17 protein-coding genes are annotated in these 24,255 nt (G+C 50.7%); 6 read left to right on the top strand and 11 right to left on the bottom strand.

Going from position 1 to position 24,255, the window contains the following annotated elements; translation table 11 throughout:
• Positions 1 to 9: 9 nt before the first annotated feature.
• Complete coding sequence (locus tag B7989_RS01985) at positions 10 to 1,446, bottom strand: sodium:alanine symporter family protein (RefSeq protein ID WP_088626945.1); 1,437 nt, start codon at positions 1,444 to 1,446, stop codon at positions 10 to 12.
• Positions 1,447 to 1,594: 148 nt separating this feature from the next.
• Entirely contained in the window at positions 1,595 to 4,240 is a 2,646-nt protein-coding gene (gene alaS, locus B7989_RS01980; protein ID WP_233144213.1) for an alanine--tRNA ligase, read from the bottom strand.
• A 461-nt stretch (positions 4,241 to 4,701) separates the two neighbouring features.
• On the opposite strand from alaS, the gene pflB reads away from it, so the two are divergent.
• Positions 4,702 to 6,960: a formate C-acetyltransferase gene (gene pflB / locus B7989_RS01975; protein WP_088626943.1), complete on the top strand. Its 2,259-nt coding sequence runs from the start codon at positions 4,702 to 4,704 to the stop codon at positions 6,958 to 6,960.
• 101 nt (positions 6,961 to 7,061) lie between these two features.
• On the opposite strand, the gene B7989_RS01970 is transcribed toward pflB, so the two are convergent.
• On the bottom strand, positions 7,062 to 8,198 hold the full coding sequence (locus B7989_RS01970) for a family 16 glycosylhydrolase (RefSeq protein WP_088626942.1): 1,137 nt from the start codon (positions 8,196 to 8,198) through the stop codon (positions 7,062 to 7,064).
• Between the two features lie 122 nt (positions 8,199 to 8,320).
• Here B7989_RS01970 and pflA point away from each other — a divergent pair, with 122 nt between their 5' ends.
• Positions 8,321 to 9,055, top strand: coding sequence for a pyruvate formate-lyase-activating protein (gene pflA / locus B7989_RS01965; protein ID WP_088626941.1), 735 nt, complete (start codon positions 8,321 to 8,323; stop codon positions 9,053 to 9,055).
• Positions 9,056 to 9,215: 160 nt separating this feature from the next.
• Here pflA and B7989_RS01960 read toward each other — a convergent pair whose 3' ends face one another.
• Positions 9,216 to 10,418, bottom strand: a complete 1,203-nt coding sequence (locus tag B7989_RS01960) for a type II secretion system F family protein (RefSeq protein ID WP_088626940.1) — start codon at positions 10,416 to 10,418, stop codon at positions 9,216 to 9,218.
• A 3-nt stretch (positions 10,419 to 10,421) separates the two neighbouring features.
• Positions 10,422 to 11,489: a type IV pilus twitching motility protein PilT gene (locus tag B7989_RS01955; RefSeq protein ID WP_072799795.1), complete on the bottom strand. Its 1,068-nt coding sequence runs from the start codon at positions 11,487 to 11,489 to the stop codon at positions 10,422 to 10,424.
• Between the two features lie 130 nt (positions 11,490 to 11,619).
• Here B7989_RS01955 and B7989_RS01950 point away from each other — a divergent pair, with 130 nt between their 5' ends.
• Positions 11,620 to 12,105 (top strand): TlpA disulfide reductase family protein, encoded by a 486-nt coding sequence (locus tag B7989_RS01950; RefSeq protein WP_158212845.1) that lies wholly within the window; start codon positions 11,620 to 11,622, stop codon positions 12,103 to 12,105.
• Here B7989_RS01950 and epmA read toward each other — a convergent pair.
• Together epmA and B7989_RS01940 are read right to left on the bottom strand one after the other, a co-directional pair.
• Entirely contained in the window at positions 12,095 to 13,045 is a 951-nt protein-coding gene (epmA, locus tag B7989_RS01945; RefSeq protein WP_088626938.1) for an EF-P lysine aminoacylase EpmA, read from the bottom strand. The genes B7989_RS01950 and epmA overlap by 11 nt on opposite strands.
• 96 nt (positions 13,046 to 13,141) lie before the next feature.
• Entirely contained in the window at positions 13,142 to 14,563 is a 1,422-nt protein-coding gene (locus B7989_RS01940) for an FISUMP domain-containing protein (protein WP_088626937.1), read from the bottom strand.
• Positions 14,564 to 14,719: 156 nt separating this feature from the next.
• Between B7989_RS01940 and B7989_RS01935 the strand changes: the two genes are divergently transcribed.
• Together B7989_RS01935 and B7989_RS01930 are read left to right on the top strand one after the other, a co-directional pair.
• On the top strand, positions 14,720 to 15,943 hold the full coding sequence (locus tag B7989_RS01935; RefSeq protein ID WP_088627343.1) for an aminotransferase class V-fold PLP-dependent enzyme: 1,224 nt from the start codon (positions 14,720 to 14,722) through the stop codon (positions 15,941 to 15,943).
• 11 nt (positions 15,944 to 15,954) lie between these two features.
• The gene (locus tag B7989_RS01930) at positions 15,955 to 16,788 is read left to right on the top strand and encodes a ThiF family adenylyltransferase (protein WP_088626936.1); all 834 of its coding nucleotides are present in this window, start codon (positions 15,955 to 15,957) and stop codon (positions 16,786 to 16,788) included.
• Positions 16,789 to 16,792: 4 nt separating this feature from the next.
• On the opposite strand, the gene B7989_RS01925 is transcribed toward B7989_RS01930, so the two are convergent.
• Positions 16,793 to 17,746 (bottom strand): hypothetical protein, encoded by a 954-nt coding sequence (locus tag B7989_RS01925; RefSeq protein ID WP_158212844.1) that lies wholly within the window; start codon positions 17,744 to 17,746, stop codon positions 16,793 to 16,795.
• Positions 17,747 to 17,917: 171 nt separating this feature from the next.
• On the opposite strand from B7989_RS01925, the gene B7989_RS01920 reads away from it, so the two are divergent.
• Positions 17,918 to 18,943: a YafY family protein gene (locus B7989_RS01920; RefSeq protein ID WP_088626934.1), complete on the top strand. Its 1,026-nt coding sequence runs from the start codon at positions 17,918 to 17,920 to the stop codon at positions 18,941 to 18,943.
• Here the strand turns inward: B7989_RS01920 and B7989_RS01915 are convergent.
• From B7989_RS01915 to B7989_RS01905, 3 genes are all read right to left on the bottom strand, one after another.
• Positions 18,936 to 19,457, bottom strand: a complete 522-nt coding sequence (locus tag B7989_RS01915; protein WP_088626933.1) for a phospholipase D-like domain-containing protein — start codon at positions 19,455 to 19,457, stop codon at positions 18,936 to 18,938. The two genes, B7989_RS01920 and B7989_RS01915, sit on opposite strands and share 8 nt — an antisense overlap.
• 26 nt (positions 19,458 to 19,483) lie before the next feature.
• Positions 19,484 to 21,784: an AAA family ATPase gene (locus B7989_RS01910; protein ID WP_088626932.1), complete on the bottom strand. Its 2,301-nt coding sequence runs from the start codon at positions 21,782 to 21,784 to the stop codon at positions 19,484 to 19,486.
• A gap of 105 nt (positions 21,785 to 21,889) precedes the next feature.
• Positions 21,890 to 24,208, bottom strand: coding sequence for a DUF262 domain-containing protein (locus B7989_RS01905; RefSeq protein ID WP_088626931.1), 2,319 nt, complete (start codon positions 24,206 to 24,208; stop codon positions 21,890 to 21,892).
• Between the last annotated feature and the right edge of the window lie 47 nt (positions 24,209 to 24,255).

Below are 24,255 nucleotides of genomic sequence, written 5' to 3'. Positions count from 1 at the left end.
AGAATTCGATTATTCCCTTTCGTCCCTTTCCTTATGGTGCCAGTAATCGAGCTTTTCAGCATCTAAGCCGATATGCCTTGCGATAAAAGCCGGATTGCGACCTTGTTTGCGTTGGAATTCGTAATCGCGAAGCGCCTTGATGGCAACCCCGCCCAGAATAACGCACGCGGGCAAGTTGATGAGCGCCATGCCACCCATGGTAATGTCAGCGAGTGCCCAACAGGCATCCATCGGAGTAACCGCGCCAAAGAGCACCACCAGACTGCACAAAACATGGATCACCGCCATCGTGGCCTTGCCGGGCATCTTTTTCTTGTTGATGTAGGCAATCGCGTTATGCACGTAGTAAAGGTTACCTAAAAGGGTTGTGAAGGCGAACAGCGTCATCGACACCGTAATGAACACCGAACCCACCGTACCGAACGTCGTCGAGACAGCCTGTTGCACATACATGGCGCCCGCATTCTCGGCCGTTCCCGGAACGCCAGAAACAAGGCACATCAGGGCCGTGGCCGTGCAAAGGAAAAGCGTATCGATGTAAACGGAAAGCATCTGCGCAAGGCCCTGCTTTACCGGGTGCGAAACGTGAGCCGCCGCAGCCGCGTTCGGGGCAGAACCGACGCCCGCCTCGTTAGAATAAAGGCCGCGCTTGATTCCATACATCAGGCAAGAGCCAGCGATGCCTCCGCCAATCGCCTGAAAATCGAACGCATCTTGCATAATCGCAACAATCACAGAGGGAATCAAGTTGAAATGCGCAATCAGCATGATGGCCGCAAGAATCACATAGAAAAGTCCCATGACCGGGACAAGGATTCCCGTCGTCTTTACGATGCGCTTGCCACCGCCGAACAGGCAAAAGCCCACCAACACCGCAAGGATTACGCCGATAATCCATGGCGTGACCGACGGATTGTAGAAGCTGTAAGTTTCAAAAGTCGACTGCAAGTTGTAGGAGCATAGCAGATTGAAGCCGAACGCGTAAGTAGAAATCAGGAACACCGCAAACACGATGCCCAGCCAGCGGCTATGCAGTGCACTTTCAATATAATACGCAGGGCCACCGTAGCAGCCATTCGTACGACGGTCGCGATGCTTGTACACCTGCGCAAGCGTGCTTTCGACAAACGCCGACGACGCTCCGATAATAGCAAGCACCCACATCCAGAAAGCGGCACCGGCGCCACCGAGGCAAATTGCCGTCGAAACACCGATAATGTTGCCTGTGCCCACGCGCGACGCCGTCGACACCAAGAGTGCCTGCAGCGAAGACACGCCACCCGCTTCGTGCGGTTTTTCAATCAGCGTGCAGACCGCCTCCACGAAAAGCCTAATTTGCACGAACCGTGTGCGAATGCTAAAATAGATTCCCGCCGCAGCAAGAACGATAATCAGAATCGGGTAATAAAGAACGCTGTCAACGGTGTTCAAAAAGTCAACAATCATCGCATCTCCTAACAAAATGAATGCTAAGGAAACAATCTAGAAAAAAAACTAAATCTTCCAGTGCTTTAACTGCGAAAGGAGTTTATCAAAAAAGGCGCCCCGCACTAATGCGAGGAACGCCTTTTGAAATGGTGATGCTGCGCGTTATTTACGCACCCAGCTTCGCTCTAATCCAGTTGTTGGCGTTGGCGATAGCACCGGCAATCTTGTCGACTTCCTTGGTACCGGCCTGAGCGCGGTCCGGACGTCCACCGCCGCGGCCACCGCAAGCAGCGGCGAGGTCTTTGACGAGGTCACCGGCCTTGATGCCCTTGGCCTGCACGTCCTTGCCGACCAACACGGCGATACTGCCAGAACCATTATCCTTATTGGCAATCACGGCGACGCTATCGGTGTCGAGCTTGTTCTGAACGCCGTCCAGCAAGTTCTTGTACTTTTCATCCGGAATCGAGAGTTCACGAACGTAGAGGTTCACGCCTGCCACGTTGATGCCGCCGTTCAAGAGTTCGGCAGCGGCAAGGGTCGCAAGTTCCAGCTTCACGGACTGCAGACTCTTTTCGAGGTTCTGCGTCTTGGCGAAGCTCTGCTGAATGCGGTCGAGAACTTCGGCATCCTTGCAGCGGAGCTGTTCGCGGAGAGCCGTAAGAATCTGCGTACCGGCGCGGAGCAGAGAGAGAGCGCCACGGCCAGAGACAGCTTCGATACGGCGCACGCCAGCGGATACGCTGGATTCGCTGATAATCTTCACGAGGCCGATGTTACCGGTGTTCTGCACGTGCAAGCCACCGCAGAGTTCCTTGGAGAATTCTTCGTTTGCGCAGCCCATCTTCACGACGCGGACTTCGTCGCCATACTTTTCGCCGAACAGTGCCATGGCACCGCTAGCCTTAGCTTCATCCACACCCATCACCTGAGTGTTGACCGGCAGGCATTCCATGACCTTCGCGTTCACGATGTCTTCGACCTTCTGAATTTCTTCGGCAGTCATTGCGTTGAAGTGGCTGAAATCGAAGCGGAGAAGTTCGTTCGAAACGAAGCTACCCTGCTGTTGCACGTGAGTGCCGAGCACCTGACGGAGAGCGGCCTGCAGCAAGTGAGTGGCGGAGTGGTTCTTGCGGATGTCGTTACGGCGGTCGTTATCGACAGTTGCCATGAACACAGCACCCATCGTTTCTTCGTTTGCCGTACCCTTCTTCACCTTACCACGGCAGAGGGCAGTGTCGTTCACCTTCACGGTGTCGAACACGTCAATTTCGAGGTCGCCAGAAACGAGCGTACCCTTATCGCCGACCTGGCCACCCATTTCGGCATAGAACGGAGAAGTTTCAAGCACGATGCTGAGCACGCCCTTGTCTTCACGCCAGCGGACAACCTTCGTTTCGCAAGCGGAAAGTTCATAGCCCACGAACTTGGTGCTTTCTTCGCTGTACTGCGTCCAGCCTTCGGTACCCATGGTGTTGATGCCCTGCTTCATGTTGGCGCGGGCGCGGGCCTTCTGTTCTTCCATGCACTTCTCGTAGCCTTCTTCATCGATGAGGAGGCCCTTTTCTTCGGCGAGAATGCCCGTGAGGTCCGGCGGGAATCCATAGGTATCATAGAGCAAGAACACCTTGTCACCCGGAATCTTGTCGCCCTTCTTGAGTTCGGCAGAGATAGCGGCGAAGCGTTCGAGGCCGGCGTCCAGCGTGCGGATAAAGCTTTCTTCTTCGCTCTTGATGACGCTAGCAACGAATTCCTTGCGTTCGCGGATTTCCGGGAAGGCGTCACCCATCGTGTCGGCGAGCACCTGAACGAGCTGGCAAATGAACGGCTTCTTCTGGCCAAGCAGGCGAGCAAAGCGGCTGGCGCGGCGGAGAATGCGGCGGAGCACGTAGCCACGACCTTCGTTAGAGGGAAGTGCGCCGTCAGCAATAGCAAAAGAAATGGCGCGGATGTGGTCAGCAATCACGCGGTGCGGGGTGCCGGCTTCGCCATCGTTGTATGGAACGCCAGAGAGTTCAGCGATCTTAGCGATGATCGGGGTGAACACGTCAGTGTCGTAGTTGCTGGTCTTGCCCTGAAGAATAGCGCAGATACGTTCGAAACCCATACCGGTATCGACGTTCTTGGCCTTCAGCGGAATCAGGGAGCCATCGCTCACGCGTTCGTATTGCATGAACACGTTATTCCAAATTTCAATATAGCGGTCGTTTTCGCCGTTCACGCCCTTGATCGGGTCCTTGAACGTTTCGGCCTGCGTAGCGAGGTCGCCGCGGTCGTAGTGGATTTCGGAGCAGGGGCCGCAGGGACCGGTGTCGCCCATTTCCCAGAAGTTGGAGTGAGCGTCAAAACGCATGATGCGATCATCCGGAAGACCGGACACGTCCTTCCAAATCTGCCAGGCTTCGTCATCGTCCTGGTACACGGTCGCGAACAGGCGTTCCTTCGGGAGCTTCCACACTTCGGTCAAGAGTTCCCAAGCCCAAGAAATAGCTTCTTTCTTGTAGTAGTCGCCAAAGCTCCAGTTGCCGAGCATCTCGAAGAAGGTGTGGTGGTAGTTGTCGCGGCCCACCACGTCGAGGTCGTTGTGCTTACCGGACACGCGGAGGCACTTCTGACTGTTGCATGCGCGCTTCCAACCCTTCGGATTGTCGCCCAGGAAGATAGCCTTGAACTGGTTCATGCCCGCGTTCGTGAACATGAGCGTCGGGTCGTCATGCGGAACCACCGGCGAAGAACGCACAAAGAGGTGGCCCTTGGATTCAAAGAACTTGATGAAAGATTCGCGCACCTGCGCAGAAGTCATAGTAGGCATAATGTGTCCCTTTTATTTTACGAGCGCAAAGATAGAAAAATCAAGCAGAGATTCAGCAATCCGTGAGCCAAAAGCGACTCGTATGAACGAGTCGTGTTGGCGAGAGTGAGGCGAAATCACATTTTCATGTCTACATAAGAGCCGAACGGTCTTGTAAGGGGTTAGTTTCCCCCTCGCGAAAGCCTTGAAACAAGTCTTTCGCTACCCCCTCTCCTAGGGCTCTGCCCTAAAACCCGAGGCCTTCATACAAGTTCCTAACTCCTTGATAGGCGAAGGATTAGGTCTTTTACAAAAAACATAATCTGTAAAGAAGTGCGTCAAGAAAGCAAAATATAGTCCAAATAATCCCTTTGGGCATACCCCCTTATTTTCTATATTGGGGTTCAAACAAAAATCAACAAAAAGAAAGACTCGGCTGTCTGAATTTATGGCGTTGGCCAGCCGAGCAAAGAAGGAAAATCATGAGCGAAGCATGGAAAGGCTTTGAGGGCGGACGTTGGCAAGAAGAGATTAACGTACGCGACTTTATTCAACGCAACTACACCGCATACGAAGGCGGCAAGGAATTTTTGGCAGGCCCGACAGACGCCACCGAAAAACTCTGGGGCGAACTCCAGAAGCTGCAGGCCGAAGAACGCAAGAAGGGCGGCGTGCTCGATATGGACACCGACATCGTTTCGAGCATCACGAGCCATAAGCCGGGCTACATCAGCGAAAGCCTCAAGGACCTGGAAAAGGTCGTGGGTCTCCAGACCGACAAGCCGCTGAAGCGCGCCTTCATGCCGTTCGGCGGCATCAAGATGGCCGAAGAATCTTGCCTGCAGTACGGCTACAAGCCGAGCGCTGACCTCCACAAGATCTTTACCGACTACCACAAGACCCACAACCAGGCTGTGTTCGACTGCTACACTCCGGAAATTCGCGCCGTCCGCAAGGCCCACTTGCTGACCGGTCTTCCGGACACTTACGGTCGTGGCCGTATCGTGGGTGACTACCGCCGCGTAGCCCTTTACGGTATCGACTACATCATCCAGCAGAAGCAGAACGACCTCGCCCACGTGGGTGACGGCACCATGACCGACGATGTGATTCGCCTCCGCGAAGAAGTCGCCGAACAGATCAAGGCCCTTAAGGCCATGAAGGTGATGGCTCAGAGCTACGGTTTCGACATTTCGAAGCCGGCTACCAACGCCCGCGAAGCCTTCCAGTGGCTCTACTTCGGTTACCTCTCTGCCATCAAGACGCAGAACGGTGCCGCCATGAGCGTTGGCCGTATTTCGACCTTCCTCGACATTTATATCGAACGTGACCTCAAGAACGGCGTGCTTACCGAAAGCGAAGCCCAGGAACTCGTGGACCACATGGTCATGAAGTTCCGCATGGTCAAGTTCGCCCGTATCGAATCTTACAACCAGCTCTTCAGCGGCGACCCGGTGTGGGCCACCCTCGAAGTCGGCGGTATGGGCCAGGATGGCCGCCCGATGGTCACCAAGAACGACTTCCGTTTCTTGCACACCCTCGAAAACATGGGCCCGTCTCCGGAACCCAACCTCACCGTTCTCTACACCAAGCGCCTCCCTGAAAACTTCAAGGAATACGCCGCCTTCATTTCTGTGACGACCAGCTCGATCCAGTATGAAAACGATGACGTGATGCGCCCGGTTTGGGGTGACGACTACAGCATTTGCTGCTGCGTGTCTGCAACGCAGACCGGTAAGGAAATGCAGTTCTTCGGTGCTCGCGCCAACCTCGCCAAGGCTCTCCTCTACGCTATCAACGGCGGCAAGGATGAAGAAGCCGGTCTCGTGCCCGGCATGCAGATTGGTCCGGAACTCGCTCCGATCACCGGCGACGTGCTGAACTACGACGAAGTGATGCACAAGTACGACATCATGCTCGAATGGCTCGCAGGTATCTACGTGAACACGCTGAACCTGATCCACTACATGCACGACAAGTACTACTACGAAGCTGCTGAACTCGCCCTTATCGATACTGACGTGCGCCGCACGTTTGCAACGGGTATCGCAGGCTTCAGCCACGTGGTCGACAGCCTCTGCGCCATCAAGTACGCAAAGGTCTCCGTCGTTCGCGGCGAAAACGGCCTCGTGAAGGACTTCAAGATCGAAGGCGACTTCCCCAAATACGGCAACGACGACGACCGCGCCGACGAAATTGCAGTCTGGCTCCTCAAGGAATTCATCGCGAAGATCAAGAAGCACCACACCTACCGCGGTGCCGAACCGACCACGTCGATTCTTACGATTACCAGTAACGTTGTTTACGGCAAGGCCACGGGCGCTCTCCCCGATGGTCGTCCGGCTCACGCCCCGTTCGCTCCCGGTGCAAACCCGAGCTACGGCGCCGAAAAGAACGGTCTCCTGGCCTCGCTCAACTCTGTTGCCAAGCTCCCGTACGAATACGCACTCGACGGCATCAGCAACACGCAGACCATCAGCCCGAACGCTCTCGGCCACAGCGACGATGAACGCGCCCAGAAGCTCGTCACCGTCATGGACGGTTACTTCGCCCAGGGCGCCCACCACCTGAACGTGAACGTGTTCGGCGTGGAAAAGTTGCTCGACGCCCAGGCGCACCCGGAAAAGCCCGAATACGCGAACTTCACCATCCGCGTTTCCGGCTACGCTGTCAAGTTCCTCTCGCTCACGAAGGAACAGCAGGACGACGTCATCAGCCGCACCTGCCACGGTGTGTTGTAATAGCGCGCAAAAGAGCATATAAAAAACGCCCCGGATTTTCATCCGGGACGTTTTGATTTATGGAGGAGAACAAAAATGTTTATTACTGCGAGGACTTTAGATTAGTCCGGTTCGCGGGTCATGAGCATCTTGCAGTAGCCGCCTTCAACGACCACGTTATCGCGAGAGAGCATGACGCGTTCCATTTCCCAGTTACCTGCGGTCCAGTGATCCGAGAGGTCTTCGCCATCGAAGTCATCCTGCCAGGTCTGAGTAAAGGTCTTGGTAGCTTCGTCGTAGGAGTACACGCGAACGTAGTCAATCCACTGTACCTGCGGTCCGTTGGCGAGTTCGTCGCCAGTGAACTTGCCCACCCATGCGGCACTCTTCGATGCCCACAGGTTAAAGCGCAGGGACTGATTTTCGGTCAAGAAGGCAACCTGGTCTGCATCGGCGTGAGTACCGCGGGTAATGCCAATCGAGTCACGGCGAACTTCGACGCTGTCGATTTCCCAAGAGACGTATTCCGGAGTCCAAACCATTGCAAACAAGTGGAATCCTTCAGTTGCATCGAAACCAAATTCGTGCAGCGGCTTGCTTTCAGAAGACGTGTTGCTCTTGATAGAAGGATCGCCTTCGCGGGTAATGATGTTGGACTGCCACATCGTACCGCCCTTGCCGAGCACTTCAATATCGATTTCGTTCCACGGTTCTTCTTCCTTTTTCCAGGAATCATCGTAGTAAAGGAACATGGAGCTCACGGAACCCGGAATCGAAACCATCTTCATGCAAGCTTCGAAACGGCCGTACTTGAACTGATCCGTACCAGAAACTTCAGCACCGTAGTAGCTGTAGCTACCGGTTGCGCTCACTTCAGGCACCATTGCCGGAGCAACGATATTCGTGCGAACAATATTCTTGCAGCCACCAGCCTGAGTCGGGTCCGGAGTCACGGCCGGGTCCGTAGCCGGATCGGTCGGAGTCGTCGGGTCAGTCACGGTCGGATCGGTCACAGCGGGATCCGTTGCAGGATCCGTCGGAGTCGTTGCCGGATCAGTCGGGGTCGTAGCAGGGTCAGTCTGCGTCTGAGCAGGGTCAGTCACGGCAGGATTGGTTGCAGGATCAGTCTGAGTCGGATTCTGAGTCGGGTCCACCACAGCGGACGGATCAGAAGCTACAGGAGTATGAGAGCTGCTGTCATCGCCGCAAGCGGCGAACAGGCCAAGAGCGATAATCGGGAGAAGGAATTTCGTTTTCATAAACTACCTCGTTTCTTTGAATATAAATATACCCCCTTTTCCAGCTCCCGAGTAGCGTCCAAAACGCAAACCAAACACAACTGTATCAAAAGTATCAATCCATAAATTTCTACATTTACAATATGCTCGGACGAATCAATAAATTAGAGACCTTTGGCTCGGTAGACGGCCCCGGAGTGCGTTTTGTCGTGTTTGTGCAAGGCTGTCCCATGCGTTGCCAGTTCTGTCACAACCCCGAAACCTGGGATTTCAAAGGCGACAAAGCCGGAGCATACGACATCTCTGCGCAAGACCTTTTAAAGAAAGCCCTACGCTACCAGAGCTATTGGGGTAAAGACGGCGGCATCACAGTCAGCGGTGGCGAGCCGCTTGCGCAAATGGATTTTCTCATCGAGTTCTTCGAAGCCGCCAAAGCCGCAGGCGTACACACCTGCATCGACACCTCCGGCGTAAACTTTGTTCGTAACGAGCCCTACTTCGGCAAGTTCAAGCGCCTTATGGATGCAACAGACTTGCTCCTCGTCGACATCAAGAACATCGATTCCGCAGAACACAAGAAACTCACCGGCCACGACAACAAGAACATCATCGACATGTTCCGCTACCTGGATGAAATCCACAAACCCATCTGGATCCGCCACGTACTCGTCCCCGGCATGAGCGACAACGACGAACTCCTCATCAAGACGCGCGAATTCATCGACACGCTCCACAACGTCGAAAAAGTCGAAATCCTACCCTACCACGCCCTCGCCCTCGCCAAGTACCAAGAACTCGGCATCGACTACGTGCTCAAAGACGTGAAGTCGCCAAGTCCCGAAAGAATTGCTAACGCAAAAAAAATCCTCGGCGCCTAACTTTCTCGCTTCTGAACGAAAGATCTATAACAAAAAAAAGACGGACCAAAGTCCGCTTTTTTTTTCAAATACGAGATTTTGCCGAAAGGCTACCGAGAACCTTCTCAGGCAAGGGATAAACACCTTACAACAAAAATTTTGCTTGGATACGAGCGAAATTTTATCCCTTGACCGCGTCGCCCATGGAAAACATCGGCATATACATTGCAATCAGCAAGCCACCGACAGCACCGCCGAGGAACACGATGATCAACGGTTCCATCATGCCCACCACGGCGTCCACTGCAGCGTCCACTTCTTCATCGTAGAAGTCTGCCAGCTTCAAAAGCATGCCGCCCAGGTTACCGGTTTTTTCACCCACGCCAGTCATCTGAATCACCATGGGAGGGAACAGGCCTGTTTCCTGCATCGGGTCTGCAATGCTCTTACCGCCTGCAATACCGATGGCAATCTTGTTGATACCTTTTTCCACCACCTTGTTCGTCACAGTCGAGGCCACCACCTTCAAGGAATCCATGATGGACACACCGGCATTCAACAAAGTACCAAGCGTTCTCGAGAAACTTGCCGTGGTCGATTTAATCTGAAGGTCACCTAGCTTGGGCACCTTCAACATAAAGCCGTCCCAGGCAAACTTGGCCGCAGGCACGCGCATGGCCACCTTAAAGCCGACTATTATGAGGATTGCACCAATAAACAGGAACGCACCGTTATCACGGATAAAGTCAGAAATACCCATCACCGCTTGAGTCGGCGCCGGGAGTTCAGCATCCAAAGCTGCGAACTGTTCAGCAAAGGTCGGCACCACGAAAGTCATAAGGGCAATCACCACCAAGATACCCACGATAATAAGCATCACCGGGTAGGTCAAAGCCTTTTTCACCTTACGTTTCAAGCGTTCCTGGTTTTCCAAGGTTTCTGCCAAACGGGCCAAAATACCATCCAAGATACCGCCCGCTTCACCGGCCGCCACCATGTTCGTATACAGGGTACTGAACACCTTCGGGTGTTGGGACAAAGCGTCAGCCAACGAAGAACCACCGTTAATGGACTGCGTAATCTTGTGGACCACATTCTTGAGTTCCGGGTTTTCACACTGGTTCTCCAGAATGTTCAAGCACTGCAACATGGGCAAACCGGCAGAACTCATCGAAGAGAACATACGGGTAAAACGTGCAATTTCTGCAGGCTTAATACCCGAACCAATCTTAATCTTGATTTCAGTCGGTTTCTTCTTGAGGCTTACAATGATAAGGCGCCTGCGCATCAAGAGCGCTTCAGCTTCAGCCTTGTCCTTCGCTTCGAGAGTTCCCTCAAAATTGTTACCCTGGCTATTTGTCGCCTTGTAAAGGAATTCTGCCATAAATTACACGCCTTCTTTCACAAACAACTGTTCCAGCTGGTCCGGACTCGGAGAACGGGCAAGCGCATCGAAACGGTCGACCTTGTGGTTCTTCACCAATTCGCACAAGCACATATTCATGGTGTTCATGCCGAACTTTTGGCCAATTTCAATCATGGATTCAATCTGGTGTACCTTGTCATCGCGAATCAGGGCACGAATACCCGGCGTCACGTTCATGACTTCGTAAGCCATCACGCGGCCACCGCCAATACGCGGCATAAGGGTCTGGCATATCACGCCCTGCAGCACGAACGAAAGCTGCGTACGCACGGTCTGCTGTTCGCCCTTCGGGAACGCATCGACCACACGGTTAATGGTCTGCACACAAGAGTTGGTATGCAAAGTTGCAAAAGCCAAGTGACCGGTTTCCGCAATGGTAAGGGCAGCACGAATCGTTTCAAGGTCACGCATTTCGCCGATAAGCACCACGTCAGGGTCCTGACGGAGAGCCATCTTAAGCGCCTGGGCAAAGCTGTTGGTATCGCTACCGACTTCACGCTGGTTGATCATACAGCCCTGGTGCTTGTGCAAGAATTCGATCGGGTCTTCCACCGTCAAAATGTGGTCGTGACGTTCCTTGTTGATCTTGTCGATCATGGCAGCCAAGGTCGTGGACTTACCGGAACCGGTAGCACCCGTCACCAGCACAAGGCCCGACGGACGGGTCGTAAATTCGGCCATGATTTTCGGAAGGCCGAGATCCTTAAAGGTCTTGATTTCGAGCGGAATAATACGCAAGGCCAAAGCCACGCAACCGCGCTGCAAATAGGCGTTCGCACGGAAACGCGCGAGGTTTGCAATACCGAAAGAAAAGTCGCATTCCTTCTGCTGTTCGAAAGTCTTCTTCTGGCCTTCGTTCATCAAGCTGTAGGTCATGCGCATGGTTTCGTCCGGTTTCAGCTTGTCTTCGCCAATAGGCGTAAGCTTGCCGGAAAGACGAATGAGAGGAGGCGCACCTGCGGTAATATGCAAGTCAGAAGCGCCACGCTGGACCATTTCAGAAAGAAGATCTTGAATATTGTATGCCATGCTTAAGAATATAACTTAAAAAACGGGCATATTTCCATTAAAAATGCACATTTTTTTCAAAAAAACGCTATTTTATTATGGTAGAATGGAACTTGGGCGTAAAATAACCTCTTCGCGAGGTGTTTTTTCTGTGGTTTGCACGTTGCTTTTGGCACTTGCATTCTCGTTTTCTGCATGCGGGCAGGAACACTTCCAAACCGCCCCCACCAAAATCGAAGATTTCAAAGGCAAACTCCTTGACGGAGGCATCTCCACCTACCAAGCCGAAAAGGGAACCGTCACCTTAATCGCACTGACCGCATCGTGGTGCCCCGGCTGCCGCGCCGAGCTTCCGCTCCTCAAAAAACTTGACGAAGAATTTGCCGACAAGGGTTTCAAGATTCTGATGGTGAACGAAGACGACTCCCCCAAAATCGGCGCCAAGTACAACAAGGCCGCAGGCATCAATTGGACCACATTCCACTGGAATTACGACATGATGAACGTTCTCGGAAATCCGGGCGTGATTCCTGTGACTTATCTTGTAAACGCACAAGACAGCATCGTGAAAATCAACGTCGGTGAATTCGACGAAAAACAGATGCGAAAGTTAATCGAGAAAGCCCTTAAGCAATAGGACTCGGGAAGAGTATCACGTCCTTGATTTCGGACTTTCCCATTGCAAGCATAAACAATCGGTCTAGACCAAGCGCCACGCCAGAACAGGCGGGCATTCCCGATTCAAGTGCCGCCAAGAAGTTCTCGTCAATCGGCGGTTGCGGTTTGTTCATGCTGCGACGGATTTCAAGGTCGGCAGCAAAACGTCTGCGCTGTTCTGCCGCATCGGTGAGTTCCGTGTAGCCGTTGCAAAGTTCCACCTGGTCTACAAACAGTTCGAATCGACGCGCCCAAGTGTAGCCGTCTTCGCCCACATACGTTTGCGCAAGTGCCGCCTGGGACTGCGGGTAATCCAGAATGAACTCGGGGCCGTTCTTGGCAAGTACCGGTTCCACCGCAAACACCATCAGGTAATCCCACCAGTCTTCGCGGGACATGGCCGTGCCATCGGCCGGTAGCGGAATATCGCGGGCCGTACAGGCCGCGGCAAATTCTTCGCCCGAAGCCGTCAGCGGATTCACGCCGGCGTAATTCTTAAACGCATCAATCCAGCGCGTGCGGCGAGCGTTAATCGGCTTGCCGATGATTTCAGAAACGAGTGCTTCGACTTCGTCCATCAACTTTTCTTGCGGCATGCCGACACGGTACCACTCCACCATGCTGAATTCATTGTTATGGTGGGCACCGAATTCATCTTTGCGGAAAGACTTTGTAATCTGGAAAATGTCGCCGAAACCTGCCGCAAGCAAGCGCTTCATATGGAACTCGGGGCTCGTCATCATGAAATGCTTGCCCTCGACCTCAAAGTAGTCTAGCTGAGGGTCGGTACCGCCCGCATTTGAAAGCGTCGGCGTTTCCACTTCGAGCACTCCGCGACCTTCAAAGAAGCGACGCACCTTATTCATCAAGGCCTGGCGCTTTACCCAAGAATCGCGGTCGCAAGTCGGTTTGAAAGACATAGGAAGAAGTAGACAGTAGGAAGTAGACAGTGGTTAGGGATGTGAGATGTGAGATGAGTGATTATTCATTACTCATTTCACATGACTCATTACACATCATTCAACAGCAGCGGGAGCGGATTCTTCTGCAGGAGCCGCATTCACGACGCAGCGCACAGAGAGCCAGAACTTTTTGTCAACCGGAATAGCAGACACTTCTTTGTCGGTGTTGAACATGGAGCGTGCAATACCGCGACCGTCACCCACATCCTTGCTCGTCCAGAAATAAGCACCTTCGCCCTGAATCACCGAGATGCCGTTCTTGTTGGCGTAGCCACCGAACATGGCCGTAAAGGCATAATCATCAGAGCCATTGCTACGCAGGCGGACTGCCGCTTCATTTGCACCACCGGCATAAATTTCAAGCATTTTCCAATCGTCATCGGTTGCAAGACGAGTGCCTTCGGGGCAAGCCGTCAAAGCAGCCTCATGCGTATACAGGCGGCCGTAAGTAGCGCAATTTTCTTCTTCGCGGTCATAGCACATGGAGTTTTCTTCAATCGCAAAGTTCAGATTCTGCACAAACCAGCGCGTGCCATTGATTTCCTTAACCCTGTAAGTCTGGCCATCGCGATTGTCCACGAACGATTCGAACACCGGGCAACGGGTTTCAAATTCCTTGGCACCCAAGATAGAGTCCACCGCCGGCTGCCAAGACGTGCAGAAACGGAAGAGTTCGCCACCCGGGAGCGCCGTAGAGTCGGCCTTGTGCTTGTCGGCCCAGCGATTCACGTAAGCTAGGTTAATGATCGCCGTATCCGGAATCGAGAGAGCCTTGGCAGAGGCCTGCATGATCTTGGAATACTTTTCAGCAGCGCTCTTCGGAGTCTTCCAGTAACCTTCGAGCAAGCCCTTACGGAGCTTTTCATAAAGCGGAGAAGGAACCTTCACCTTGATAGTCGTATCGACAAAGTGTTCCGGCTTGGTAGCGCAAGCAGCTTCGCGAATGGTATCGCGCAGGCTGCCGGCCTTTTCATAGCATTCTTCAATGCACTTGTCACGGGCTTCGCCCTTCTTCTTGGGGCAAGGCACCCAAATGCTCGTGTCGGCATCAACCTTGACCGGCTTGGAATAGCCCTTCGTCTTCAGGGCGACCTTGGCCACCGATTCCAAAGTTTCAAGAGCCTTCGTATTGCCCGATTCGCCTTCCAAAAGCAGGTACGAAATCACCTCGGTACATGCATCCATGGCCTTGGCATTGGCGCAGACCTTGGTGCCGTAACCGTAAGAGAATTGCGATTGGCAATTCGAGAACGATTCGTAAGGCATGGCCTTGAAGATCTTTTCGTAAACCTTGACGGCATCGGTAGGCGAAAGCTTGCCGCAATAGATTTCTTCGGCAGCGCCCTTTTTTACGATTTTCTGGGCGGTTGCAATATCGCCATTATCAATAGCATCGCGAAGTTCCGGCTGGGCAAAAGCAGTTGTCGCGCCCAAAGCAAGAACCCCTATAAACAATACACCTCTAAGAATTTTCATTTTAACCCTCACAAAAAATTCCGCCACAAATATAGAAAAAGTAAGAAGTAGGCAGTAGGAAGTAGACAGTGATTAGCGGTTTATAGCCAGCCATAAAACAAACATATAGCCCGGTACAGAAAATTCCTTTTTGCATTTTCTATATTTGGGCGCATGATTGATGCTGAAAAAATCCGCAACGAATTCCCGATGCTCGTCGCAGGCGATAAGGACGCAAAGCCGCTCGCCTTCCTCGACAGCACGGCCACCACGCAAAAGCCCGACTGCGTGATCGACGTCATGAACGATTTTTACCGCGAGCACTACAGTTCCGTAAAGCGCGGCGTGTATCGCTTGAGCGCTCGCACCACCGAAGCATTCGAAGCCACCCGCAAGAACGTGGCCAAGTTCATCAACGCCAAAACCGAAGACGAAATCGTATTCACCCGCGGCACCACCGAAAGCATCAATCTGGTGGCGTGGAGTTACGGCCGCAAGTTCTTCGAAGCAGGCGACGAAATTCTGATCAGCGGACTCGAACACCATGCCAACATCGTGAGCTGGCAAATCGTCGCCGAAATGAAGGGCGCCAAGATCAAGGTGATTCCCGTTTTGGACAACGGCGATTTGGATTTGGCGGCACTACCCGGATTACTCACTCCACGCACCAAGATGGTGGCCGTCGCCCACGTGAGCAATTCCGTCGGCACGGTAAACCCCATTGCAGAAATCATTGCGACCGTCCGCAAGCTTGCCCCGCAGGCAAAAATTTTGATTGACGCCGCCCAGAGTTCGAGCCACATCAAGATTGATGTGCAAAAACTCGACTGCGATTTTATCGCCTTCAGCGGACACAAGATGTACGGCCCGACAGGCGTAGGCGTTCTCTACGGCAAGTACGAAGTTCTCGACAGCATGCCCCCCTGGCACGGCGGCGGCGAGATGATCAAGAACGTGACCTTCGAAAAGACGACTTACGCCGACGTTCCCGCACGCTTCGAGGCTGGCACGCCCATGATTGCCGAAGTCATCGGCCTCGGCAAAGCCATCGAATGGATCAATGCGGTTGGCATCGAGAACATCCGCAAGCACGAAGAAGAAATTACGCAGTATGCGCTGGAACAACTCGCCCAGATTCCGCAAGTGAAAGTTCTCGGCAACCCGAAGGAACGCGGCGCTCTCATCAGTATTACACTCGACGGCATCGCCGTAAGCGACGCCGCCATGATTCTCGACGAAGAAAACGTAGCCGTCCGCAGCGGGCACCACTGCGCCCAACCTGTCATGGACCGCTTCGGCGTCGACGCCACGCTTCGTTTGAGCTTCGGCGCGTACACCCTGAAGCGCGACATCGACCGCTTTATCGCCGGCATCAAGCGCGTACTCCGACTCTTCGGTTAACCGGGACTCGTATGGGAATCGAGAAAGGCATCTTTAACCGCACATCGCTCCTGCTCGGGGACGACGTGATGGACAACATCTACCAGAAGCGCGTCATCATCTTCGGTCTCGGCGGAGTCGGCAGCTGGTGCGCCGAAAGCCTGGTGCGTTCCGGCATCAAGGAACTCGTACTCGTTGATTCAGACCGCGTGTGCGTCACCAACGTGAACCGCCAACTGATGGCCACCACGAAAACCGTGGGGCAAGTCAAGGTGGACGTACTGAAAAATCGTCTGCTCGAAATCAACCCGCACGCCAACATCGTAGCACTCCAAGACATCTACGAAGAAGCGAATACGGACAAATTCCAACTGGACACATTCGACTACATCATCGATGCCATCGACAGCCTCGAAAACAAGATGCAGCTGTTGTGGCACGCCACGCGCACCAAGGCCACGGTATTTTCTTCAATGGGGGCAGCCCTCAAGATGGACCCCACACGAATCAAGGTCGCCGAATTCTGGAAAGTCGCCGGTTGCCCGCTCGCCCGCGCGCTCCGCGACAAGTTCAAGAAAAAGAAAATGGCTCTCAAGAAAAAAGTGCTATGCGTCTACAGCGACGAACTCCTGAAAAACCGCGGCAAGAATTCCTCTTGCGGAACGGACGCCTGCATGTGCCCCAAGGTGCGCCACGAAAGGAGCGAAGCCGAACTCCAGAATGCAAACCTGGTCGATCACGAATGGTGCAGCAGCAAGGCGCAAATCAACGGCACCATGGCGCACTCCACCGCTATTTTCGGATTCATGATCGCAGGCCTCGTGATGCAGGACATCTACAAGAAAGCCTTAGCCAGCGCGGAGTAAAAAGCTAGAATTCCGGCATGCTGAAATCGCCGTAAAGTTCACGGCCATCAAACACCCAGACCACCATCTTTTTTCCTTCCAGGAATTCCGAACGGTCCTTGAACAAGGTCGGACCAAAGTTTCCGCCACCAATACGGCTACGCGTAAACGTCTCTATCCCTGTCGCCTGCGCAATGTAGGCGCCTATATTGGAAGAGCTGTTCCAGCCAAAATCGGCATTGCTGTCGCCAATTATCACAATGGGAGCATCTTTGGATCCGCGGTAGCGTTTACCTTCCGCATCCACGGTCTTTAACACGCGCACATCGTAATCAGGGTAAGAATTGTACTTCAAGTGATAAAGATTTCCGGTGCCGGGAACAATCGTGTCGCGCAGGAACCATTCTTCTCTCGGAATATCCAAGTTCATCTCGTTGATGGTATCGGCAATCATCTGGGCAAGAACCTGCCGACCGGCACTTGTATAATGGCTTTCGTACGCCTCGAACATGGGCGTTTCCTCGTTCTTTTCGAGAAACTCCTCCACCGCATCGACAACGACAATGCCTTCGTCTTGCAACGCATCTACCCATTCTTCATATTGCGGGGCAACGATACCACCCGACAATTCTTCCGAATAATGTTCCGCCTCGATTTGCAATTTGTCTGGAACAGGCACCACCACCAACTTGATACCGCGCGCTTCCAGCGAATCGTTGAAAGCCACAAATGAATTCAAATTTTCTTTCCAGTCCACCACCAGGTTGACAAGACTTTCCTGCAAGAAAATCCAGTCGTCTACACCGCTTACCGCGCAACGAGTCTCTTTCAGCTGCCCGCCACATTTTTCAATATCGGCTTCGATCTGTTCCTGAACGACCAACGGGATAAGCGGACGAGTAGAAAGGTAGACCATGGCAAGCGCAATAACCGCCACTCCAAATCCAAAAATAAGCCCCAAATGTTTCCTCAAAAACATGACAGGGCCAAATTTAGAATTTTTCTGATTCCTTGGCAGGGGCCAAGCAGCCTCCATGCTTCGGCAAACGAACTGCTTTCGCATAAAAAGACGACAATTATTGTCGTCTACATTTTATATATTAAGAAATACTTCTCACTTTATGAGAATTGCACTTCTGCAGGAGGCTTTATGGCCAGTCAAACTCGCGGCGAACGAATGATACAGATATTCGTCTACATGATGGCGCACTACAACAACCGTTACAGTGTAACAGACATCATGCGGCACTTAGACTTCCGTGAAGGGGACTTACGGAGCGTTCAGCGAGACATGCAAGCGCTTTCCAATATAGGGGGCGGTTACATCAAGCGCTCTGTTGAAAGCGGCAGGACCTATTACCAAGTGGCGCTAGAACGCGCGAACAAGCTCATATTCCCGGAATTTGGCGACACGCTACTGCATTTCATGTTCCTGCAGCGCATCGCGAACATTTATCCAGCAACTTCAAACCTCATCGAAGACTTGATCAAGAGAATCACGCAGGACTTGCCCGCTAAGGAACAATCGACTTTAGCATATTACGCGAAGGAATTGAATGGACGCATCCTATTCATGGGTACGCCACCGAGCGTTGACGAAAATGTCGGCAAAAATCTGCCGGTCATTCTTGATGCAATTCGTAAAAAACAGAAGGTGCAAATCGCCTACACCGACAATTGGGGAAATCCTACCAACAAGCCGCGCATTCCGCTGATGGTAGCCATCCACCAGGGCGAAATCTACATCGGTTGCGTATCGCAGCACCACCCCGATCAAACATACACCCTCAAGCTCCGCCGTATTCAATCCGTAAAACTTTTGCGCGAACAATTCGTCGAAGATCCGAAAGTTGTCGACATTCTCCGTAAACGAATCCGCACCGGTACGCTGCTGTCCGGCGACCAAGACCAACAAGAAGAAAAAGTCGTCATCTATTTCCCGGGCTACGCCAAAAACTTTCTGCAGGAACGCCCCTATCACCCCAGCATGAAAATCAAGGAACTGGACTGCGGCGACATACACGTGACCATGAAAGTCGCCGTGAACGGTCTGCTCAAGCAATGGATCATGTACTATGGTTCTATCGCTGAGGTGCTAAAGCCCGCCAAGCTCCGCCAAATGGTACTCGACAGCGCGAAGGAACTGGTGAACCTGTACGAAAGAAAGTCTACTTAATCCTGTCACCGCAGAATTCCTGGCGGCCACATTTTTTGCAATGCGAGCCCATCCACAACGTATCGAACTGTTCTATAGCAGGTTCGACAAGCGCAGGGTCATTCGTGAGGATTCCCGCCTCGAAGTTACGGCGTAGAGAGCTTTTCATGCCGATTCCCGCACCCGTCAAATTCGCGGACCCGATGTAAGCCGTTTCAAGATCAAAAATCATCATCTTGAAATGCACTCGCGGGCACATCACGCGCTCCAAATCCGTCACCAGAATCGGAAAGCGGTCAAAGTCCTCGCGAAAATTCGGGCCAGGCTCCTTCGCATGAATCAAACGCACGCCCACCCCCCGCTTCAAAAGCGCAGCCAACTGCCCCAGCAACGGAATCGCCTCACCATCCTGTTTCACATACACATCCTTAATGTCGGCAGTACCAATCCACAAGTTATTGCGAACCGACATGATTCGTGAAATCACTTCGGAATAGTGTTCTTCGTTCTGGATGTATTTGGTAAAGATGGACATCGTGGAAAATATAGATTTGTTAAACTCTACAACCCCAGCCTACGGCCCTGATGGTCGTCTTTATTGGCGAGTTCTTCGAGCATGTTCTGCAAGATAAGTTCCTTCGTCCGCAACTCGGCAGGCACATATTCCAGCTTGCGGCGCACATTCTGAAAGTCGCTAATCGCCACATTATCACAGCGAAGGATTTCCTTGGGGCAATGGCCCCCGAAAAATGCCGTCCATGTTTTTGAAATTTGCGGCAGATCCATATAGTTAAACGCCAGTTTCAGCTGAAAGCGCCGGCGAATCGCCCAATCCAGAACATTCTCGTAGTTTGTCGCAGCAATCAGCATCCCATTGAACGAATCCATCTGGCAAATGAACTCATTCACAAGCGTCACTTCCCAATGATTTTTCGCGTTGCCACGATTTTCAAAGAAACTGTCCGCCTCGTCAATAAACAGAATCGCATCACTCCGTTCCGCTTCACGGAACATGGCGCTAACGTTATGTTCACTTTCACCCACATGGCTCCCCAGAATATCGCTCGCCCGTTTCACGATAATCTCGCGATCTAGAATGTCATGCGCGACATGCTTTGCAAAAGCCGATTTTCCGGTACCGGGAGGACCATACAGGAATATATTCAAGTTTTCCCTGCGCCCCGTCACCTTCGAATCTTTCCAACGGGCATCAAAATTCTTGAGCATCGGCACGACATAATCTACATTCCGAATATCTCCACTCGAAATACGGACGCAATCCAAATTATACTCCGATCTTGATTCCTGCGGCAAAGTCGATATACCCAAAAGTTTCGCATGCGAAGATGCGACCTCGCGAACCACATTCAAAGGCGACATCTCCTGAGACTGCATCCGTTGCGCAAGCCGAACTGCCAAAGTGGCGCTACCTGCCATCACCGGAATTTCCTTGGCGACACATTCGATATCTTCGCTACGCATCATCGATTCCGCTTGCTGCGTTTTCAGTACGGACTGCCAAATCGCAATGCGTTCACTCTTGCTGAACGAGAAAAATTCCAACGAATAATCGAAACGACGGCGGGTGCTATTTTCAATCATCGCGATATTATTCGTAATCCAGATGACAGGCGTTTTCAGGCTCTCGAAAATAATATTCAGCAATCCCTTTTCGGCCTTGTTCAAGACCAAGTCCGCCTCATCCATCAAGATGATGCCGCCACTCCGCTCACATTCCCAATCGGCCAAAAGCATCGAGCGCAAGCGCGTCTGCAAAAGGGATTCCTCGCTCATCGATTCTTCACCGATGCCCACCGAAAGCAGCGTAACATTCAACTTTTGCGCAATCGCCTTGGCAAGTTCCGTCTTGCCCGTTCCCTCGCGACCATAAAAAAGAATGTTCAGCGGAGAACCCTTCTGGTGCGATTTCAGCATCTGCAAAACAAAAGACGCCTGCGGGTTCGTCTTGACAATCTGCTCATAGGGAACACACGGTTTTGCAGCCGGTCTGAAATCCATAATCTGCGACATATCTGAGAAACCATACAGATAATTGCTCACGTCGTCCGCTAGGTACAATTCCTTGCGTTTGATTCTCAAATCCGTATTGCGGAACGATTCTTCCATTTGAACCAACTGAAACTTAAGAAGCGGACTCTCCTTGGAACAAAGTTCCTGAAGCGATGTGCCATCAAGCCCCGTCAGCAAGGCTATCCGACTAAAGGCTCCACGCTCATTCGGGTCAAAAGTTTCCCCCTCTTTCACCCGAATGTTTTCTAGCCTCAAATACAGTCGCTGATGGTTCCGAAGCCACAAATAAAGCACCAGTTCCACCGCCTCATCCGACAAATGGAAAAGACGCTTTAATTCAAAAGCGCGTTGCAAAGCTTCGTCATCGTACGAGCAACCTTTTGCCAGCTTTTCTTTTACGCAATTTTCAATCATCTGCACGACAATCGGTCGCAGGCAATCGTTCGCGCGCTCCAAATAAGCCATAATCTCAAAAAACTGCTGAGCAAAGCGAACATTCCTGGTTTCGTGATACGCCTCCAAAAGCTCCCGTACCCCATAATGCTTGTCATCAATCGAAGCCCTGATAGTACTCGAAAAATCAACCTGGTCGCGAATCTCGTAAACACGGTCCGCAAATTCGCCATAATAACGGACCGGCAAATAATTCTCACAAAAACTGCGACAGCAACCATCCGGATACGCCCGCATAAAGCGCACCCAGTATTCCATAATCTTCAAGTCGATAAAAGAAGTCCTCGACTCCGCCTTCGCCGCAGGCGACTCCCCTTCTAACCGATTCAGCGCATTCCCGAAATAATTCTCTGCCGAATTCTGATAATGTAACTGCATAGCAAAACCTCTTGTTTCTGCTATGCAATATAAAAGAAGCGCACGACAATTAATGTCGCGCGATGCACCCTCCACAAAAAAATCAAACCAATATTTTTTTACATTTTATGACAAATGGTCTAATACAAATTTTCTTAACATCTCTAATTCTTTGACAATTATTTCAACAATCGTATCTGCCGGAATATTTTTACAGATAAACCAATAAGGGTTATTATCATAAACAGTATAATCTTTCAACGCGCCTGTCACATTCAATTTTTCAGAATCCTCTCTGTTTATTTTTCGGACTCCTATTTCCATATCTAACGCTTCACCTTGAGATGTCATTGCGATAAAATATTTATTATTGATTTTGTATCCGATAGAAATCCAGTGTCTACACCAATCTAATGGATGCAAGATTTGGACATCGCTTTCTCCATTGAAAAAAGATTTTGATGCAGGCTCCTTTGAGCATTTTTCAATTTCATCAAAAAATTTTTTCCGATTAACAATATAATTATCGTCCCAAAGCACTTTATTGAAATCTATTGGATTGAGGACATTGTCCAGCTGCTCGTATATTTTTTGCATTCGTTGCAAACTGAAGTTCGCAAATTTAACGGCACACGATTCTTGTTTTAGATTATTTTTTCTAATTTGTTGTTCAGCAAAACCTTTATCAAAGAAAAGTTCATCAGCATTGTTTTCATAAAAATCCCAACAGCCATTATTGCTCTTCGAGCGATTTACTTCAAATGGAATAGCAGCAAGATTTCCTATGGTATTAAGCCATTGTTTGCAAAACGGGATAGCTCCACCTCTTTGACTAGCTATCCATTCCTGGGGAACAATGTGATCGTAATCCCATGGGACATTGTGATCTTCCCATGCCTTTCCACTCGTTGAAAGAAACATATCAAAATTCTTATTTAAAAACCGCCTTTGGGCAAATAAGAGTATTTCACGATTGTTCTTGATGAGGCTGAATATCTGCTGTGCGGAGTGTGAAGAAAAGGTATTTTCAAACCATTTTTCGCTAGATTGTATACTATTCTCATCTAGACGCAAACCACTTTTATACGAAGGAATAAAAAAATTTTTATTCACAAGATTACCAATCTGCGTATAAAAAATTCTTTCAAAGGTCTCTGGATTAGAAGAATAACTGTTTTGTACATAGCCTTCAATTATTTGTTTATGCAATTTATTGCTTACAAAAAAATGAATAAAAAAGACAAATGCACGCACAGTCTCTTTTGGGAGAGTATTTACAGAATTGCTAGCCATGAAGACTAATAAAAAGAACAGGTCTGGAGAATTGTTAATAATCCTAGAACGAAGAATTATTGGTGTTGAATCAATAGTTTTGTCAACCCCCAACCAATCATTAATTTTTTCAAAGTAGCTTTTGAAGTGTTTGTATTTGCAATTAACAAGATTTTTTATAGAATCAACTCCTGCAAGTTCTCTAATTTGCTTAATAGTTGGTTCATTTTTTAGAGACCTACTATTTTCTGTTAAAACTAATTTAAATATTATCAAAACAAGTCTTTCCGGAGGCATAATTCCTTGAGCCAAATCATTGTTGATGTCTCTGATTTCCGGCCAATATGCCTTTATTGCAGAATATTTGAGTTCATCAGCGGTAATTTGAGTTCCATTTCTGTTCAGTCTATTGAAAAGAATTTCTAGGCCCGAGGCGTCTTCTTGCCTACCATCCGTTTTATCTAGAACGTTTATGACATTTGAGTAGACTCTATATTGTTTTATTCTTTTAAATATAGGGTAAAAAATCTTGATTTTCTCCTTGTCGTAAACAAGTTTGTTCTTTGCAAAATTACGATTTGATTCTTTAATCTTGATGATAATGGATTCAGCAAAGTCATCCTCATTCGCAGAGTCTTTACACGCATCCAGCATATAGTGTAGCGGAACCGGGGCTTTCGCCATATAAGGAAACGACTCTGAAAGAGTGAGATTGTCCCTTTCGTTGTCGTGATAAATATTGAAGTGAGGCGTTTTTCCAAATTTCTCTAATGCATTCCGTCTCTTTGATGCAGGCAGCACCTTGCATTCATCATTGTTTTCAAAACCCCACGGATGGGCAATGGTCGTCACTTTAATCCAAAAAAGTCTTGTTGTTTCTGACACTTCCGGATCTATATCAATCCATAATTCTGATTGGGAATCGTCCTTTAATGGTGAAAAAGCACATGTTATTGCATTGAATCGTTGCTGTCCATCCATCAAATCATATGTGCCATCACAATTTTCAGAAAGCAAAAAGCATCCTATGGGGAAACCTCTTAAAATAGAATCCCACAATAATTCAATTTGCCATGGTTTCCATACAAGTCCCCGTTGTATAGCAGGAATTTTTATTTTGACATCGGACCAATTGGCAATTTCTTGAAGAGTCCATTCGTTTGTATTTCCCATATCCACCTTTTCATCTTTTTATTCAATAACCGACAGACCACCCAGAA

The sequence above is a fragment of the Fibrobacter sp. UWB5 genome (genome assembly GCF_002210295.1).
Taxonomy (GTDB): domain Bacteria; phylum Fibrobacterota; class Fibrobacteria; order Fibrobacterales; family Fibrobacteraceae; genus Fibrobacter.
The sequence above is the reverse complement of the archived record's forward strand: the minus strand, read 5'-3'. Positions and strand labels throughout refer to the sequence as shown.

Coding starts and splice junctions, on each gene's coding strand:
- B7989_RS01985 (WP_088626945.1), bottom strand. CDS start 1,446: ATGATTGTTGACTTTTTGAACACCGTTGACAGCGTTCTTTATTACCCG.
- alaS (WP_233144213.1), bottom strand. CDS start 4,240: ATGCCTACTATGACTTCTGCGCAGGTGCGCGAATCTTTCATCAAGTTC.
- pflB (WP_088626943.1), top strand. CDS start 4,702: ATGAGCGAAGCATGGAAAGGCTTTGAGGGCGGACGTTGGCAAGAAGAG.
- B7989_RS01970 (WP_088626942.1), bottom strand. CDS start 8,198: ATGAAAACGAAATTCCTTCTCCCGATTATCGCTCTTGGCCTGTTCGCC.
- pflA (WP_088626941.1), top strand. CDS start 8,321: ATGCTCGGACGAATCAATAAATTAGAGACCTTTGGCTCGGTAGACGGC.
- B7989_RS01960 (WP_088626940.1), bottom strand. CDS start 10,418: ATGGCAGAATTCCTTTACAAGGCGACAAATAGCCAGGGTAACAATTTT.
- B7989_RS01955 (WP_072799795.1), bottom strand. CDS start 11,489: ATGGCATACAATATTCAAGATCTTCTTTCTGAAATGGTCCAGCGTGGC.
- epmA (WP_088626938.1), bottom strand. CDS start 13,045: ATGTCTTTCAAACCGACTTGCGACCGCGATTCTTGGGTAAAGCGCCAG.
- B7989_RS01940 (WP_088626937.1), bottom strand. CDS start 14,563: ATGAAAATTCTTAGAGGTGTATTGTTTATAGGGGTTCTTGCTTTGGGC.
- B7989_RS01930 (WP_088626936.1), top strand. CDS start 15,955: ATGGGAATCGAGAAAGGCATCTTTAACCGCACATCGCTCCTGCTCGGG.
- B7989_RS01925 (WP_158212844.1), bottom strand. CDS start 17,746: ATGTTTTTGAGGAAACATTTGGGGCTTATTTTTGGATTTGGAGTGGCG.
- B7989_RS01920 (WP_088626934.1), top strand. CDS start 17,918: ATGGCCAGTCAAACTCGCGGCGAACGAATGATACAGATATTCGTCTAC.
- B7989_RS01915 (WP_088626933.1), bottom strand. CDS start 19,457: ATGTCCATCTTTACCAAATACATCCAGAACGAAGAACACTATTCCGAA.
- B7989_RS01910 (WP_088626932.1), bottom strand. CDS start 21,784: ATGCAGTTACATTATCAGAATTCGGCAGAGAATTATTTCGGGAATGCG.
- B7989_RS01905 (WP_088626931.1), bottom strand. CDS start 24,208: ATGGGAAATACAAACGAATGGACTCTTCAAGAAATTGCCAATTGGTCC.